The organism is Flammeovirga sp. SJP92 (assembly GCF_001583495.1).
Lineage (GTDB): Bacteria > Bacteroidota > Bacteroidia > Cytophagales > Flammeovirgaceae > Flammeovirga.
In genome coordinates, this window is record NZ_LQAQ01000093.1 from 572,085 (window position 1) to 589,516 (window position 17,432).

At 34.3% G+C, this 17,432-nt stretch carries 17 protein-coding genes; 13 read left to right on the top strand and 4 right to left on the bottom strand.

Features of this window, described 5'->3' with window-relative positions; translation table 11 throughout:
• The first annotated feature begins 24 nt into the window (after positions 1-24).
• On the top strand, positions 25-315 hold the full coding sequence (locus AVL50_RS23045) for a helix-turn-helix transcriptional regulator (RefSeq protein WP_216639079.1): 291 nt from the start codon (positions 25-27) through the stop codon (positions 313-315).
• Here the strand turns inward: AVL50_RS23045 and AVL50_RS23050 are convergent.
• Entirely contained in the window at positions 312-1,730 is a 1,419-nt protein-coding gene (locus AVL50_RS23050; protein WP_157491499.1) for a BamA/TamA family outer membrane protein, read from the bottom strand. The genes AVL50_RS23045 and AVL50_RS23050 overlap by 4 nt on opposite strands.
• A gap of 305 nt (positions 1,731-2,035) precedes the next feature.
• Here AVL50_RS23050 and AVL50_RS23055 point away from each other — a divergent pair, with 305 nt between their 5' ends.
• The 6 genes from AVL50_RS23055 to AVL50_RS23080 all read left to right on the top strand — a co-directional run bounded on the left by AVL50_RS23055 (position 2,036) and on the right by AVL50_RS23080 (position 8,800).
• Positions 2,036-4,078 (top strand): PP2C family protein-serine/threonine phosphatase, encoded by a 2,043-nt coding sequence (locus AVL50_RS23055; protein ID WP_082795968.1) that lies wholly within the window; start codon positions 2,036-2,038, stop codon positions 4,076-4,078.
• A gap of 86 nt (positions 4,079-4,164) precedes the next feature.
• Positions 4,165-4,719, top strand: coding sequence for a hypothetical protein (locus tag AVL50_RS23060; RefSeq protein ID WP_062618864.1), 555 nt, complete (start codon positions 4,165-4,167; stop codon positions 4,717-4,719).
• Positions 4,720-4,721: 2 nt separating this feature from the next.
• The gene (locus AVL50_RS23065) at positions 4,722-5,414 is read left to right on the top strand and encodes a YggS family pyridoxal phosphate-dependent enzyme (protein ID WP_082795969.1); all 693 of its coding nucleotides are present in this window, start codon (positions 4,722-4,724) and stop codon (positions 5,412-5,414) included.
• A 60-nt stretch (positions 5,415-5,474) separates the two neighbouring features.
• The gene (locus AVL50_RS23070; protein WP_082795970.1) at positions 5,475-6,185 is read left to right on the top strand and encodes a Bax inhibitor-1/YccA family protein; all 711 of its coding nucleotides are present in this window, start codon (positions 5,475-5,477) and stop codon (positions 6,183-6,185) included.
• A 352-nt stretch (positions 6,186-6,537) separates the two neighbouring features.
• Positions 6,538-8,340 carry a T9SS type A sorting domain-containing protein gene (locus tag AVL50_RS23075; RefSeq protein ID WP_062618866.1) on the top strand — a complete coding sequence of 601 codons (1,803 nt, stop codon included), beginning with the start codon at positions 6,538-6,540 and terminating at the stop codon, positions 8,338-8,340.
• Positions 8,341-8,344: 4 nt separating this feature from the next.
• Positions 8,345-8,800: a DUF6438 domain-containing protein gene (locus AVL50_RS23080; RefSeq protein ID WP_062618868.1), complete on the top strand. Its 456-nt coding sequence runs from the start codon at positions 8,345-8,347 to the stop codon at positions 8,798-8,800.
• Between the two features lie 69 nt (positions 8,801-8,869).
• Here AVL50_RS23080 and AVL50_RS23085 read toward each other — a convergent pair whose 3' ends face one another.
• Positions 8,870-9,322 (bottom strand): hypothetical protein, encoded by a 453-nt coding sequence (locus AVL50_RS23085; RefSeq protein ID WP_157491500.1) that lies wholly within the window; start codon positions 9,320-9,322, stop codon positions 8,870-8,872.
• Between the two features lie 492 nt (positions 9,323-9,814).
• On the opposite strand from AVL50_RS23085, the gene AVL50_RS23090 reads away from it, so the two are divergent.
• The 5 genes from AVL50_RS23090 to AVL50_RS23110 all read left to right on the top strand — a co-directional run bounded on the left by AVL50_RS23090 (position 9,815) and on the right by AVL50_RS23110 (position 13,229).
• Positions 9,815-10,282 carry a hypothetical protein gene (locus tag AVL50_RS23090; RefSeq protein ID WP_172826906.1) on the top strand — a complete coding sequence of 156 codons (468 nt, stop codon included), beginning with the start codon at positions 9,815-9,817 and terminating at the stop codon, positions 10,280-10,282.
• Positions 10,283-10,334: 52 nt separating this feature from the next.
• Positions 10,335-10,850 (top strand): LptA/OstA family protein, encoded by a 516-nt coding sequence (locus AVL50_RS23095; protein WP_062618874.1) that lies wholly within the window; start codon positions 10,335-10,337, stop codon positions 10,848-10,850.
• 116 nt (positions 10,851-10,966) lie between these two features.
• A complete protein-coding gene (gene pxpA, locus AVL50_RS23100; protein WP_062618876.1) occupies positions 10,967-11,710 on the top strand; it encodes a 5-oxoprolinase subunit PxpA in 744 nt (247 codons plus the stop codon).
• Positions 11,707-12,375 (top strand): 5-oxoprolinase subunit PxpB, encoded by a 669-nt coding sequence (pxpB, locus tag AVL50_RS23105; RefSeq protein WP_062618877.1) that lies wholly within the window; start codon positions 11,707-11,709, stop codon positions 12,373-12,375. Before pxpA ends, pxpB begins: the two co-directional genes overlap by 4 nt.
• Entirely contained in the window at positions 12,372-13,229 is an 858-nt protein-coding gene (locus AVL50_RS23110; RefSeq protein WP_062618879.1) for a biotin-dependent carboxyltransferase family protein, read from the top strand. The genes pxpB and AVL50_RS23110 overlap by 4 nt, the downstream gene beginning before the upstream one ends.
• A 128-nt stretch (positions 13,230-13,357) precedes the next feature.
• Here AVL50_RS23110 and AVL50_RS23115 read toward each other — a convergent pair whose 3' ends face one another.
• Both AVL50_RS23115 and pruA read right to left on the bottom strand, forming a co-directional pair.
• Complete coding sequence (locus AVL50_RS23115) at positions 13,358-14,686, bottom strand: T9SS type A sorting domain-containing protein (RefSeq protein ID WP_082795972.1); 1,329 nt, start codon at positions 14,684-14,686, stop codon at positions 13,358-13,360.
• Between the two features lie 325 nt (positions 14,687-15,011).
• Entirely contained in the window at positions 15,012-16,646 is a 1,635-nt protein-coding gene (pruA, locus tag AVL50_RS23120) for an L-glutamate gamma-semialdehyde dehydrogenase (protein WP_044211646.1), read from the bottom strand.
• Positions 16,647-16,869: 223 nt separating this feature from the next.
• Here pruA and AVL50_RS23125 point away from each other — a divergent pair, with 223 nt between their 5' ends.
• Positions 16,870-17,328, top strand: coding sequence for an N-acetyltransferase (locus AVL50_RS23125; RefSeq protein WP_157491501.1), 459 nt, complete (start codon positions 16,870-16,872; stop codon positions 17,326-17,328).
• The last annotated feature ends 104 nt before the right edge of the window (positions 17,329-17,432 follow it).

Sequence of the window (17,432 nt, forward strand, 5' to 3'; positions counted from 1 at the left end):
TTCCATCACATATAAATGTTTTCTATGGAACACGACAAGATTGAAAAAGCAGCTTTTATTTTAAAGACCATTGCACATCCCGTTAGACTAAGAATATTAGAATTATTGGATTGTACCAACCGTCTTTCTGTAAGTGAGATTTGTTCAAAGTTGAATTGTGAGCAATCTTTGACTTCTCATCATTTATCGAATATGAAACTGAAAGGTATTTTATCTTCTCAAAGGGAGGGAAAGAATATTTATTACTCTTTAAAAGAAAAGTCAGTAGTGAATATTATTTCTTGTCTGGAGGACTGCGACTGCAATATGGGTTAAAGGTCTACGAGGTAGTACAGATAGAAACCACCACCCCGGCCATGTCTGTTGAACGAATATTCAAACTTTATAACTGAGCTGTAAAAAGTCACAAAGTCCAATCCAAAACCATATCCTAACAATGGTGTATTGGTTAATGATGCGTTGGAAGGATTTACCTCTGGGAAATCTACGTACCCAGCATCAATATATGCTTTAAAAAGAATATCTATTGGAACTCTTTTCGCATGTTTTGATTTAATGATATTCTGGAAATTAAATGCTGTTGATAATGCTCTGAACTTCAATTCATTCTTTAGAATCACAGCATTTTGCCCATCAATCACATAGTTATCATAGCCTCTTACAAATAAATTGTCGTATCCCACTGCTCTCATTTTGTTGTAAGGCATCTTATCTGGATAACCTAATTTACCCGCAAAACCTAATGAGTAATAGAGTCTTTTCACTTTATCTAAAGACCAGAATTTATACGCTGACCACTCCATCACCACTGCGTTAAGATCTTCGAAAATACCTAATCCCATTTTCTCTAATCCTAGCTTCACGTAATATCCATTGAGTGGATAACTCGTAATATCTCTTTTATCTCTTGTGTAAGTATATCCAAGTGAAAAATATCTTAGTCGGGTTCTTCCATCCAAGAAAAAATCTGGATTCAACATTGCCACTGTATCAGCAACTTGATCATGATCAAATCGAAGAGAGAAGTTATGATGATCATAAAAACCGTATCTCTTACCAAAGTTGACCACACCGTTCCATGACCTTCTCAACACTTCTGTGTCATTTTCCACTTCCACAAAAATATTGTCCTCAGTTTTATAGGCTACGGTTGTTTCTTCCTTAAAAGTTCCTGAAAAAGAAAGGCTGGTTTTTTGTTTTTTATCAATATAAGGAAATGAGTAACCGACACTGAACTGTCTTGAAAAACCTAATTTAATCAATACATCCAACGTTTCATTACGCCCACGCATATTACGCTGTTTAAAGTCTAGTCCATATTGGATTCTTCCAAGGTCTGCATCTCTATTATTCCACCATTCATTGAAGCTTCTATCTGCCAATTCCAGAAGCGGCACAGGCCAAGTATACCACCTTTCAACCATAATGAATTCTATGTTGATGGAATCCTCTTGCACTTCTATCACCATGACATCCACAGTCTCAAAAAGCTGGGTATTGAAAACTTTATTTCTTTCGGTGGTAATGTATTGTTTTATATTTTTTTTGGGCACAAGACCGCCCTCCTTAATATCAAGCTCTCGGTTGATAATCTGTGGCTTAGTTTTATTGAGACCAACAAAGTTGATTTTATTGATATGAACATACCCCACAGTATCAGCGTCATATTGATCCAGTCCGGTGAGTAGCAGATCATTTTGTGCACAAACTGGTTGAGTTAATGATAACAAAAAGGTAAAAAAAATCACCTTAATGAACAGTGCTATAATGGGAGTTCTATATATATTTGTTTCTAATTTAATCACTACGGCTTGTTGTAAAAAAATCAAGCATTTATATCTAAGTTTAATATTGTCACTCTAAAGATAGAAAAAGCACAATTAGTCGGTTATATTTGTATTAACTTCAACTAGAGTGACTCTAGAATATTAAGTTTGCTAATATAATATGCTTTTTTAGGGTAGGCACATATTATACCAAGTATTTTTAATTTAAAAAGACAGTTATTATTAATAAGGCAGCAAAAATAAATGATATGTTCAGTTACAAGAGCATTAAACGCATCAGTACTATTGCTAGTATTGTCAGTTGGATACTCTTGTTGATGATTGGTGTTCGTGAACAATACCTCACTGATTACAATATCGCCCATGCCCCATTCCCTTCATTTGTAAAAGGTTTGATCCTGAATATCTGGATTATTTCTTCTTACTTTTTGATATGGCTTTATTTTCAGCCAAAAGAACGGGATTTTCAGGGGTTATTATGGCAGATTTTTGTTGTTGCATTACTGTCTACCTTACTCTCCATGGGGGTAAATCTTCTCCTGACATGGCTCAGAGATGAATTAAAATACAATCTCCCTTTCCTCTACGCTATTTTCTTCCATATTGAATTTTCCCTTTTGATGACACTGTTAATCAGTACTTTTGTCACCTGGAAGAAATTAATTTTATTCGAACAAACACAGTTTACACATTATACATGGCTTGCATTTGAAATCTTTTTGGGATTGACAATGCTGGCTCACTTTGTCAGAATTGGAACTATTGATGATGTTTATTTCAAAATCCCAATTGCATTTCTGATCATTTGGATTTTAATGATTTCAATTAATGTAAGGTGGGTTCCACATCTCAATTTCCAACAAAAAGTACAAGGCATTTTCAAGCTGGCTTTCATCATGCTGGCGTTTAGTTATTTTGTCGCAAGCTTCAGATTCTACTTTTATGAGCAGTCTTTGATCAGTGATGATCTAATCAAGAACTTATTCCCAGTTACACTTTTCCTTTTTGTATTTGTGTATGCTGTATCCGCTGCGTTATTCATGCTTTTTAGCTTACCAACCTCTTCTGTTTTTGAGAAAAAGGAACAAGAAATAAGTAGTTTCAGGGACTTGAGCTTGGCAGTAAGGGATGGTAAACAGGACACTGATGTTTATAAAGTATTATTGCATAGTTCACTGAAAAGTATTCAAGCTGACGCTGGATGGATCATTGACAATGAATTCAATGTGAAGGTCATTTACGGAATCGATAAAGAAGATATTCTGATTGTCAATCAAGATCTGAAAGATGCGGAATACAATGGATCACAGCCTATCAAACTGAATTTCCAACCCTATTTCCGTAAGGAGAATGTCAATAGAAATTACCGTTCAATCATTGCCCTGCCCATTATTGTAGATAGTGAAGTCAAAAGTTCTTTGGTATTAGTGAAACGCCTTCATAATGCCATTGACTCTGTAATGCAATCAACGGTCAACACCTATGTTGCTCAAGCCGGAATTGCACTTTTCAACCTTGACCTCCTTTCTAATGCGGTAAAGAATGAAGTGTACAAAAACAGTATGCAGATTGCCAAACAAACGCAGGAAGCATTGATGCCTAAGAAACAGGAAATCAATGAGAATATTGAGGTTTATGTTACTTGGGAGCCCGCCATTGTGGTTGGGGGAGACTATTATGACATGCACCGTCTCAATGACAATGAAGTAAGTTTTATCATTGCAGATGTATCAGGAAAAGGACCTAAGGCCGCTTTCAATATGGCTCAAATGAAAGGCATTTATCATTCATTGGCCCGTGAAGAAGGTATAAAACCAGATGAGTTCTTTACTAAAGCCAATGCGGCATTGACAGGTTGTATTCAAAGAGATACTTTTATTACGGCCACTTATCTTCATATCAACACTGAATTGCAAAAGGTGGATTATGCAAGAGCCGGCCACTGCCCTACTTTATATTATAGCAATGAAACCAATGAGGCCACCTTCCTTGACAACAGAGGACTAGGTTTGGGCATCGTTAGAAATAACTCATATAAAAAATTCATCCACAATCACGAAATCCATTACCAGCCTGGTGATATAATGATTCTATATACTGATGGTATCACTGAAGCGAGAAGTAAAAATGGTGTAGATGAATACGGCTATGATTACATGAAAGCTATCTTAGAGAAGAATAAAGACGAGCCATTGAAAGTGATTGCCAATAAGATTTTATTGGATGTTTATAACTTCATGGGCAAAGAAGCCATGGATGATGACTTTACCTTATTGATCATCCGCCTCTAAAAAATCAAAAATACCAAACAATAACTCTCCTCTTTCTTTCCTACTTCCTACATCTTATACTACTTTTGTAGCCTTAAGACTGAATTATGAAAGAACAAGAACAATCACCTAAGTTAAAATTTTTAAGACCTGATTTATTTAAGGTTGGAGCTATTGCCGGAGTAATTGCCGCTTTAGTCTGCATTGGATATGTATTGGTACTGCATGGGCTCAATCTCAACTCATTTGGAAGATGGAAAAATATTAACTTCCCTCTTTACGGTCTCTTCTTTGCGGGAGCAATGACCTATTTCCGTCTCAAACTCAATGATGGTAAAATGAAAGGTCCACAGGGAATTTTAATAGGCATCACTCTAAATGCTGTTGCTTCCTCACTTTATGGACTTTTACTTTACGTTGTCTTAAGTACAAAAGGGATTGGACAGGCCATTATTGAACGTCATAAAGCCGATTTAAAAATTATACTTATAGAGGGTAAATCTGTTATTATTGACAGTTTAGGAGAAGCCGGTTATGAAGAAAATGTTAAAGGTGTAGAGGAATTATCGGCAGGTGTTTTGGCTATTGACCAAGCAATCGGCCTAATGGTTCTTGGAATGTTCCTTACTTTCTTATTTATGCTAATTATCAAAAAGAAATAATTATGTCATCTATAGCAGAAAATCTTAATTCTTTCAGACAAAAACTGGAAGGCACTTCTTGTAAATTGGTAGCAGTAAGCAAGACAAAGCCTGTAGAAATGCTGCAGGAAGCTTATGATGCTGATCAGAGAATATTTGGTGAAAATAAAGTGCAGGAACTGGTAGATAAGCATGAAGTTTTACCAAAAGATATTCAATGGCATATGATTGGACACCTTCAAAGAAATAAGGTGAAATATATTGCCCCATTTGTGTCTTTGATCCATTCTATTGACAGCCCTAGACTTCTCAATGAAGTACAAAAAAGAGCAGCTCAAAATGATAGAGTGATTGACTGTTTACTTCAAATTTTTATTGCTGAAGAAGAAACAAAGTTTGGCTTTTCTAAAGAGGAAATAACAGAGTATTTATCCTCAGAAGAATTTCATGCTTTGAAAAATATCAGAATTGTAGGTGTGATGGGTATGGCAACTAACACTTCTGATGAAACGCAAGTGCATAAAGAATTTGCATCTTTAAAGACGCTTTTCACTGAACTCAAAGAGAAATTTAATAACTTAGAGAACGTAGAACTTTCTGAAATTTCTATGGGGATGAGTGGCGACTTTCCAATAGCTATTAAAGAAGGAAGTACAATGATTCGTGTTGGAAGTGCCATTTTTGGTGCAAGAAATTATGGTACCCCGAAACACTAACGTTTAATATTTCGTTTAAATCACCAACGATTAACAGAAAATCTTAAAATATTACCTAAAATGAGACAACAAGAATATGCGTTCCAACGCAGTCATATATCGGACAAAGAAATAGCAGGTATTCAAAGTTCATTTATGACAAAAGTTTATGGTTGGATGAGCGGTGGCCTTTTACTTACTGCTTTCGTAGCAATGTTTGTAGCGAATAATGCATCCAATATGCCATTAGTGACCAACAATTTCTGGATTTTAATTATTGCACAATTTGGATTAGTATTTTTCTTAAGTGCAAGAATTCATAAAATGTCATCGGCAACTGCTACAATATTATTCATGGTATATTCAGGACTGACAGGTGTGACCTTGTCTACAATTTTTTATGTTTATCCTTTAGCTAATATTGGGTCTACATTTCTAATTACGGCAGGTACATTTATCGGTATGAGTATTTATGGATTAACAACTAAAAAAGACCTTACATCAATGGGCAACCTTCTGATTATGGCTTTATTTGGTTTAATCTTAACGTCGATTGTCAATATCTTTATTGGAAGCTCAATGCTTTACTGGATTTCATCAGCAGTTGGTGTTTTAATTTTCGTAGGATTAATTGCTTATGATTCTCAAAAATTAAAAGAAATGAGCTATGCCATTGCAGATGGAGAATCAGCACAAAAAATGGCAATCTTAGGTGCATTAAGTTTATACTTAGATTTCATCAACTTATTCTTATACTTGTTACGTTTCTTCGGCGGATCAAGCAGAGACTAAGATTATTAAAAATATTATTCAATTATTAGAAAGCCAACTTCAAAAAAGTTGGCTTTTTTATGTTTAAATCTTAAAATTGCATATCATATAACACATCATAGACACTATAAAATCTACTCAAGTTCATAAAGTTAAATGCACCAAATAGAAACTTTTGTTATGAAATGAATACGTTTCTTATTTATGGTTCAGAAAAAAATAATTCTCAGTGCTATTACATATTAAAAATTAATATCTGTTGCAGTCATTCAATTATGGTCGTTATATATTATTTAGACCTATAATTCACTAATGCAACAGCCTCATTTTATAAATTATTAAAGCTCATCTTACACTCAATTGTTATTAAATTATGGTAAAGATTTTTATCACTTTATTACTCGTTTTGCCTGCTCAGATTTTGTTAGCACAAGACGACACCTATTCTGAGTATTTGTTAGCAAAACTCCAGAAAGTACAAAACAATCACTCCTCTCACAGAGCACATCACCACGACACAAGGCATTGTGGAACTCCCCTCTATTTGGAAGCTCACAGAAACTGGGACCGCCTAAATGCCAAGACACAAGCGGCTTTTAGCACATCGGCAGACCGTCACACATATGACAGTCCTAAAGTTTATGAATCTCAGTATTTTACAATTCATTATACTACCACTGGAAGTGATGCCGTGGATGCCACAGATCAAAACAATAATGATATTCCTGATTATATTGATCTAGTAGCTACAATTTCGGACAATGTATTCAAAATTGACATTCAAGACAGAGGCTTCAATGCACCTCCTGCTGATAGTGGCTTAGGTGGTTCTGACAAACCCGACATTTATATTTATAATTTAGAAACCGGCGTTTACGGAACAGTAGCACCCGAAAATAATTTAGGTGACAATAGTGCGACAACTATTGTTGAGAAAGCTTCTTACACCTCTCACATGAATTTGAGAAACAATTATGAGGACTTCAATGGTACTGAAGAAGAAAACCTAAAAGTAACTTTAGCACATGAACTCTCACATATGATTGACTTTGGGTATAACTACAATTTCCCAACTTGGTTTTTGGAAGCAAAAGGGGCTTGGGAAGAAAAAAGAATTTATCCAGATCTTACAGATAACTTTCAATATCTCACATCACTTGCCAAACCAGATTATGCACTGAACTATGGTGAGTACAATATAGATAACGAATCTGATGAGGCTTCAAGATGGTATAGTGGATGGTTATTTTTCCAACTTGTTTATGAAAACCTAGAAGATCAGACGTATCCTTTCTTCAGAAAAATTTTAGAAAGAGGTGTAGTGTATACTTCTGATGATTCAGGTTACAGTTTTCTTGATGATGAGTTTGAAAACCTGTTTGAAGTAGATTTAAATACTATTAATAGAGCCTTTCGAGTAGCTATGGGCCTGCTCTCTGCTGATACAGACTTGAATGAAGATTACACTTTCAAAGACGCTGCAAAATACAGAACATACCTTAGAGAACTTTATTCAAGTGATAATGATTCCTATACTTTCTTATATAAAGATTTCGGGCCCATTTATGTAGAAGAATCAATCAGTTTAAACGGAGGTAGTGCCACTTCAGTAGAGCATAACAGCTCTTCAGATGGTAATGACAGATTGAATAGGTTATCTGCAGATTATCTACTTTTCCAATCCAGTAATGCTGACAGCATAGATATTCAGTTAACCGCAGATGAAGATGACGACGTGGTGATGGATATAATTTTATTCAACACAACAACCAATACTGCTGAAGTGAAATCAGATTCATCGGATCACATTATTCGTATTGACAACCCTGATCAATATGAATATAAAATTATAGTAATCACCAGAAATGATGATGTATTTAATGGTGATGTTGACGCCACTTATAAAATCACAGCTAAAAAGGTAGAGGGTTCTGTAACCAGTGTTTTTGATGATCTGCAGAAAATAACACTTGGTCCTAACCCAACCAGCGGACTGATCAACATTGACTATCAAGCCAACACCGTTAAAAATATCTCCATTCGTGATATCACCGGTAAACTAAAAGGAACTTACAAGGCTGAGACTTTTAGTACTGAATTGGTATTAGATGGAGCTAAAGGTGTCTATTTTATTACACTAGATAACGGTAAAACATTTAAAGTCATCAAAAATTAAGACTATGCAAAAAATACTGTTCACTCTTCTCATCTTCTTTTCATTTTTCTCTTGTGTAAAAACAACCAGTCAACAAGTGGAAGAAATGGAGATGATCAAGATGTCGAAAACAAGTTGCAGAGGCAACTGTCCTCAATATTCCATTGTAATATATAACTCTAAAAAAGCTGTACTGGAGGCCAAAAGTAATCTTAAATTCGAAGGTAAATATGCTCTTGAATTAAGTGACACTCAATACGGTGCCTTGATTCAAGCATTTGAAGAATCTAATTTTTCTTCTTTTGAAAAAGAATATACATCGAAAGTTACTGACCTTCCTACCACTTATATCAGTTTTTTAACCAATGACTCCTTATATACTATCAAGGATTATTATGGAGCACCTGAAAAACTGAAAGAGTTAGAGAAAAAAGTTTCTAACCTTCTTGAAGAAGAAGGATGGAAAAAAATGGATATCTAACCTTAAAATGAAATAAACCGACCGACATTGTAGCCGTCTATTTACAATATGCTAAGTAGACGGCTTCTTCTATTTTGAAGCATAAATCGCTTTTATATTAGGCTGCAGATAAGGTGAAAATTCCGCTTTTAATCGACCGTCAGCTGTAATATTTAAATGAAGATTATTAAGACTTGTCAACCCAGGCTGTATTTGATAAGCATACTCTGAGTCTTGAAGTACTACAACATTTTGTCCTGAAAGACTCCAAGAAAACTGTATTTCATCTGTATTAAAAACCAATCGAACTGTTACTTGTGTTTCGTTATCTCTAATCACTGAAATATAACTATTGCCTACTTCATCTTCAGATAAAGGATCTACAATATCTACACCTTCATATTGAAATCCAGTAATAATATACTGTCCTTCTACATTTTTAGATATATCAATTTGTTCAACCTCTTCCATTTCATCAAAACAAGAAATAAATAAAAAAGGAATGATAAGAAATAATAGATGGGTAAATCTCTGGTAATTCATAGTAAAAAAGTAATTCATGTAATTAGGTTTCTGCTCTTTACACGGAAAAATTGATATTGTGGATATTTACATTCTTTTAGTACATGTAATCGATTCACTACAAAACCAGACAAAAAATAGTCTATAATACGGGTATTTATAAAAACATCCATTCATTAATCAGTTTTTTATATGTAATAAATCAATGTAAGTTTTACTATTACCGTTGTATTTGAATGCTTTTCACTAAACATTAATACATGTCACAGTACTTTCTTTTATTCAAAATTTCATAGGTGACTAAAAGATATCATTCAACCAAGAGCATCTTAGAATTGTTATAAATATCCAGCCATTTCAATAAAGAATATTATTAATGATAGAAAAGATATATCTTTGTGTTTCAATTAAAACTGATGACATAGAAAAGCAATCTATTTTTTAATTTTTTTATATACACTTATAATGTTGAAGCAAACCTATTTTTTACGTTTACTCCTACTTCTTGGAGTAATGTCCTTATACTCTTGTTCAGAAGACGAAACAGTACAAGACCCTATCAAAGGCAAGTGGCAAGTAACAGATATCACGTCTACTCAAAGTTACATTTATGAATCAGCCGAGGAACTGAATAGTTTTACAACAACGGTTGGTGAAAATATTGATATGACTTATGAGTTCATGGACAATAATGTTCTTGTTGTAGATGGTATTTACGACAATGTAAAGTATGATGAGGATGGAAATCAAACTATCGCATCTAGAAATATTTTAGTGGAAAGAACAGATTATTGGGAGGCCAACGAAGACATGAGTAAGTTACGTTTTGTGATAGAAGGCGGTTTCTTTGAAGAGACTTGGACAATCACAGAATTAACAAGCAACAAATTAGTTAAGACCATTGTGACTGATTTTGAATTTGATAGTTTTGACGGGCCTTATATTTTAAGGAATGAAGTAACTATGAAATTTTCACGCTAGTCTTCACTAACGACAAACTATTTATTTTTTTAGTTTTTAAAATACTATTGAAATGCTAAAACAAACTTCAATCTTATGCTTAATTACTCTGGTATTAAGCTTATTTTCATGTTCTACAGAAGAAGAAAATATTCATCCAATTGTAGGAAAATGGCAGTTACAAGAATTTGAATTAATTCAAGAGACTGAATTAATTTTTGACGATAGGGTAACAAAGGAAGACCCAAGAAGGGTTGAATATCAAAACATTAATATCACTTATGATTTTAGAAATGACAAGACTTTACAAGTAAGTGGCACAGCTGACTTGGTTAGTTATGATGAAAATGGTGAGGTAGATTATACTGTGACCAATCAAGCTACTCTTACTGACTATACTTGGGAAATTGAAGGAGATAATTTAATTCTTCAAACAGAAGTCAATGGAACAATTGCTTCTGGTAGTATTAAAATTATCACTATGTCTGATAATGAAATTATCGCTCAATCTATTATCAACCGTGAATTTGATTGGAGTACTAATAAGCAGGTAGATGTAATTACTAGTAATTATAAATTCATAAGATAAATTATCATTTATAATTTGATACTAAACCACCTTAAGCAATTGAGGTGGTTTATTTTTTACCCAAAATTCAGATAATTAAGTATTTTGCATGCTCAACAAATATTACTCTTCTACACTTGAAAACAATAGACCTCAATGCGGACCTAGGAGAAGGTTTTCCTTATGATGAACAACTGCTTCAAATTGTTTCCTCCTGTAACATTGCTTGTGGAGGACACACAGGCACTAAAGAAAGTATGAAAATCACATTACGTTTAGCTCAAAAATATAATGTGAATGTGGGTGCTCACCCGTCTTATCCTGATCAGGGAAACTTCGGAAGAAAAGAGATCGTTATTTCAGATCAAAAATTAAAGTTGTCATTAATGAATCAAATAAATGACTTGCTTGAAATTTCAAAGGAGGAAAAAGTAAAGGTAAGTTATGTCAAACCACATGGTGCCTTGTACAATAAAGCCATGGTTGATAAAACTACTGCATTGATCATTGTTGAAGCAGTTCAAGCAGTAAGCAAGAATTTAGCTATAATGGGAATGCCTAGTTCAAAGCTGGAAGCCTTATGCATAAAGCAAGGAATCCATTTTATAAAAGAAAGTTTTGCAGATAGAAGATATACTTCTGATGGAAAATTGGTATCAAGAAGGGAGGTCGGTGCCATCATTCATACCAATGAGGACGTTTGGTTACAAATCAAGAGTACTATTGAAAAAGGTCAACTTGAAAGCATTGATGGAAAATTAGTTGCATTAAAAACAAACAGTATTTGTTTCCATGGAGATACTCCTGAAGCTTTAGAATTAATTCAATTCGTGCAAAAAAAACTAACAGACAATTCTATTCATATTAAATCAGTCTTATGATAGAAGTAAAAAGATTTGGGGAAAAGAGTTTAATTATTCAGTTTGAAAACATCATTTCCATTCCAGTTCATCAACAGGTAAAAAATTATTACAAACACCTTTTACATTCTTCTATTGATGGTATAAAGTCAATTTCTCCGGCTTATAATTCTATCACATTAATGTTTGATCCTTTGGTGACTTCTTTTGATGCTTTAAAAGAAAAAGTTGAAAACTTAGAAATTGATTCCAATACTACAGCAGATCAAAAAGTGGTGGAGATACCGGTTTGCTATGACAGTTCTTTAGGGTTGGATATCGAAGAAGTAGCACAATCAAAAAATATAGCAATAGATGAAATTATTCATTTACACACTGCTCCTCATTACACAGTGTATATGTTAGGCTTCTCTCCCGGCTTTATGTATCTCGGTGGCTTAAATCCTCAGTTATTTATACCTAGAAAAAAAACACCACGACTTCAAATCCCTGCCGGAGCTGTAGGTTTAGCAGATCAGCAAACGGGAATTTATCCTTCAGCGACTCCTGGAGGGTGGCAGATCATAGGGCAAACTCCCCTTCCCATTTTCCAAGTCAACGAAAAACCACTCGTACAAATGGGTGATCAAATCAAATTCAAGCCCATCGACCTTGATACTTTTCACCAACTAAAGAATACAAAATGAGTTTTGAAATCATAAAAGGAGGGTTAATGACGACCATTCAAGATGGAGGAAGGTATGGAGTACAAGATCAAGGAATTCCTGTATCTGGTTTTATGGATGAGTCTTCAGCTCAAATTGCCAATTCGTTGGTAGGTAATACTCCAAACTCTGCTCTGTTAGAATGCTGTCAAGTAGGTTGCACCATCAAAGCAAACACTGAGTTTTCAGTTGCATTTTATGGAGCACATATGGAACTAAAACTAAATAACCATATAGTTTCTCAAGGTAAAATTATCACACTTACTACTGATGATGTTTTAAGTATTGGCTTTGCTCAAAAGGGTTTGTATGGCTATCTAGCTATTTGCGGTCAATTGGATATTCCTAAAACTTATGATAGCTGTGCTACATATCTACCAGCAAAGTTTGGTGGATTTAAAGGAAGGAAATTAGAAAAAGGAGATAGTATTAGCATTATCAACCCTAATATTCTCACCAATAGTTTTAGTGTCATTAAACCTCAAAGTTTCCCTCAACAAGTTGTTCTTGAAACGCTACCCGGTCCAGAATGGGATAAACTTCCATCCGAAAGCCAAAAGCAATTATTATCCTCTACCTACACCATAGGCAAAAATATCAATCGAATTGGTTATCGATTAGAAGGCGATTCAATTCCTTTAGGAAATAAAAAAGAAATAATCTCTTCTGGTATGGTCAAAGGTACAATGCAAATTACGAGTGCTGGAATTCCCATCATTATGATGGCTGATGCTCCAACTTCTGGAGGATATTTAAGAGTTTTGAATTTGACGGAGAGGGCATGTGATCAATTGGCACAGATGCAAACTGGAAAAGTACAGTTTTGTATGGTTTGATTAATTAAATCATTTCCATGTTCCTTAGCTCGACATAGAATGATGTCTTTTTTCCTTTATAGGGATGAAAGGACTAACTTTCCACGAAAATTAGACCTTTCAAATTCCAATAATAATGTAACTAATTTTTATTGTATTACAACTTTACCAGTCTTTTGGTTATCATTCTTATCTATCAATTTATAAATATATATCCCTTTATTCAGATGAGAAATGTCTAAACCTTGAAGTACATTATTGAAAGAATAAACTGTTCCAATGGTATTGATTAGTAAAAGTGTAGATGATTTATCTAAAGTATTATTTTTAAGATAAAGCGTATTTGAAGCTGGGTTAGGATATACAATTAGCTCATCCTCCAGTGATTTTATATTTGTTATATCTCCATCTTCAATTGGAGCGTATTGGAATTCCACTTTCTCTTCAAGGTTAAATTCACCGTTGCTATAACGATAGAAGGAATATCGATTAGAGCAATATTCCAATTCTCCAAAGTCATGATCTAATAATATGATAAATTCATTTTTCCACCTTTCTACTTCCAAATAATGTACAGTTTCCGTTCTTTTGAAGTCTTTAGTAAATTCATATACCTCTCTGACATCCTGAATGTATTGATTATCCACTAAGTAATAAACGTTTATAATCAACTCATTACCAACGTATTCATACTCCGACTTTTGATTTGGAGTATCTCCTTGACTATTTGAATAATAAACGTTTTCTTGATGTAAAGTCCCATTATCGTTGTAATCAAAAACTATTGTACTCCCCTCTTGAAACTCTTGATGATAGTCACTATTAAAAAATGACTTTTCAATACGACTCACATTTCCATTCTGATTATATGAAATAACCATTCTACTAGTCTGATAATCCACATTATTTTCACCTTCTGTGTAATCTGTCTTTATTACTTGGTTTTTGTTATTATATTCAAAATCATGAACATAGGATAATAATGGTTCAGAAGATTCATAAAAATAATGTTCTATTTTGACCAACAAAGACTCTTCATTATACAAAAACTCTTCCTTTAATTCTAACTCTCCAAATTCATTAAAAACTTTCATAGATGATAACAACTTATCATTGTAAGCTAATTCTATAGTATTATATTCTACTAGTTCTCCACTTGTCTCCGATTTAACAAATAAAATATAGCCTGTTATCTGACTTTTATTGTATTGAGGAACCAACTTAGATTCAAGTTGTAACTCATCACCTGAATCATTCATTTCGAAATACTCCGATTGGGTCACTTTATATTTGTACCCTTGGTTCATTCTATTTGAGCTAAAGTGTGGAAATATAATATTGGGAAGGTGATTCTGAATGATTGCACTTATTCTTTTTATTCTATCTTTCTGAGCCTGTTCTTGAGCAAACGATTGAGAGAAATTAAAAAGTAAAAAGAACATTAACGTTAACCTTAACATATTGTAGTGTAGTTTCATTAAATTAATTAGTTTAACTGATTAAAGAAGTCCCCTTTATCAAACGTATCCATCAGGTATGACATAATGTAATTTTGAGAGGCAGTAGGGTTTAACAAAAAAATACAATGGTGAATACTCTAATAATATTAAGAAGAGGGGTTTAGTTTGTTTTATTATTCCGTTAAAAGTAGTAAAAAGATCAGTTATTTTTATACTCTAAGAAAGAATAATTTCTTTCATGTCATTCTCTTATCAATTCAATAAAAAAAGCTTAGTTCTCATTTGAAAACTAAGCCTTTCTTCAGAAAACAAAACCTTTAAAAGGTTTCATCTTTTATAATAATTATCCCATAAATGGATACTTGTAATCTTCTGGAGAAACAAATGTCTCTTTCATTGTTCTTGGAGTAGTCCAACGCATCAAGTTGATTGCAGAACCCGCTTTATCGTTAGTACCTGAAGCTCTAGAACCACCGAAAGGTTGTTGACCAACAACAGCACCAGTTGGCTTGTCGTTGATGTAGAAGTTACCTGCCGCGTTTTCTAATTTCTTAGTTGCTAACTCAATCGCATAACGGTCTTGAGAGAAGATAGCTCCTGTCAATGCATACGAAGAAGTGTTGTTTACTAAGTACATTGCCTCATCGAAGTACTCTGCGTCATAAACGTAGATAGTAACGATTGGTCCAAAGATCTCTTCTACCATTGATTCGTAGTTAGGATCTTTAGTCACGATGATTGTTGGCTCAACGAAGTAACCTTTTGATTTGTCGTAACCACCACCAGCGATGATTTCACACATTTCAGAAGCATTCGCTCTGTCGATATAACCTGCACACTTGTCAAATGATTTCTCGTTGATCACTGCTGTGAAGAAGTTTTTGAAATCATGTGGAGTACCCATGTGGTTGTTGATGATATCATTCGCGTCCTCAATGATATAACCTTTCACTTCTTCCCAAAGGTTAGAAGGAACATAAACACGAGAAGCAGCTGAACATTTTTGACCTTGGAATTCAAATGCACCACGAGTGATCGCTGTAGCTAAACCTTTCGCTTTTGCTGATTTGTGTGCCAAGATAAAGTCTTTACCACCAGTCTCACCTACGATACGTGGGTAAGTGTTGTACTTCGCAATGTTGTTACCGATAGTAGCCCAAAGATCTTGGAATACACCTGTAGAACCTGTGAAGTGAAGACCAGCAAACTCAGGGTGATTGAAAATCACGTCACCTGCGTCTGGACCAGAAACATAAACAAGGTTGATAACACCGTCAGGTACACCAGCTTCCTTGAATACTTCCATCAATACGTTAGCAGAGTAAATCTGATCGTGAGATGGTTTCCAAACTACTGTGTTACCCATCATTGCAGGAGCTGTTGGTAAGTTACCCGCAATTGCTGTAAAGTTGAATGGAGTTAAAGCGAATACGAATCCTTCTAATGGACGGTACTCTAATCTATTCCACATGCCTGGAGATGACTCAGGTTGATCCTGGTAGATCTCAGTCATGAATTGTACGTTGAATCTTAAGAAGTCGATTAATTCACATGCTGAATCAATCTCTGCTTGGTGTGCTGTTTTTGATTGGCCAATAATAGTTGCCGCATTGATCTTCGCTCTGTAAGGACCTGCTAAAAGATCTGCTGCTTTTAAGAAAATTGACGCTCTGTGCTCCCAAGACAATTCCGCCCAAGCTTCTCTTGCACCTAATGCTGCGTTGATTGCTTGAGTTACATGGTCCTTATCACCTTTGTGATACTCACCTACCACATTTTGGTGATCGTGAGGAGATACACAAGTTCCTAAGTTACCCGTACGAACCTCTTCAGCACCAATATACATTGGAACATCGATCTTTTGAGATGACATTTCTGCAATTTTTGCTTCTAACTCAGCACGCTCAGGAGTACCTGGAGCATAGCTTTTGATGGGTTCGTTGACAGCCTTAGGTACGCTGAAAAATCCTTTTGCCATGGTTTAAAATAATTGATATGTGAATATATACTTAGCTGTCTGATAGTATGTGAAATACAGACAGTATAAATTTTGTGCTACAAATGTATGAAATTGAGTCACATAATCATCATGTTATTTGAAGAATAAAGGGCGTTTTTATCATTTTTTATTGATAATATTAAAGCCTCTTCCTCTTATAATTCAATATCTTGCATAGGATTTCAAAACAAAACCACTCATTATGATCACGTTTAAAACCTATCAACCTTCCCATCAAAAGACGATTCTTGAAATATTCCATTCTAATACACCCAAGTATTTTGACCCTGAAGACGAAGCTTACCTTATTGATTTCCTTGATAATTACACAGACGAAAACTATTTGGTGGTAGAAAACGATAAGGGTGAGATTATTGGTTGTGGAGGATATTACACTAAAGAAGATCGTCATGGAATGCCATGGGTTATGTTCAAGCAAGGAAGTATTGGTGCTAAAAATTTACTCCATGTAGCAGACACTTTTTATAATGAGATAGAAAGTAGAATCATTCCTGAGGGGAAAATGTTACCTATTCATATTGATACCACTCAGCTGATGGAAAAGCTTTTCAACCGATATGGTTTTGTCACTTATGAGAAAATCAAAGATGGTTTTGGAAAAGGGTTGGATGAGTATAAGATGAAGAAGGTATTTGGGTGACGAAAAAGTAAAGTTGATTTATGATAAATCAGATTAATAATTTTATTGTTTGAAATTTAAATTTTCAAGTTGTAGTTTTATATTTGATTCTTAAGAAGTTAATA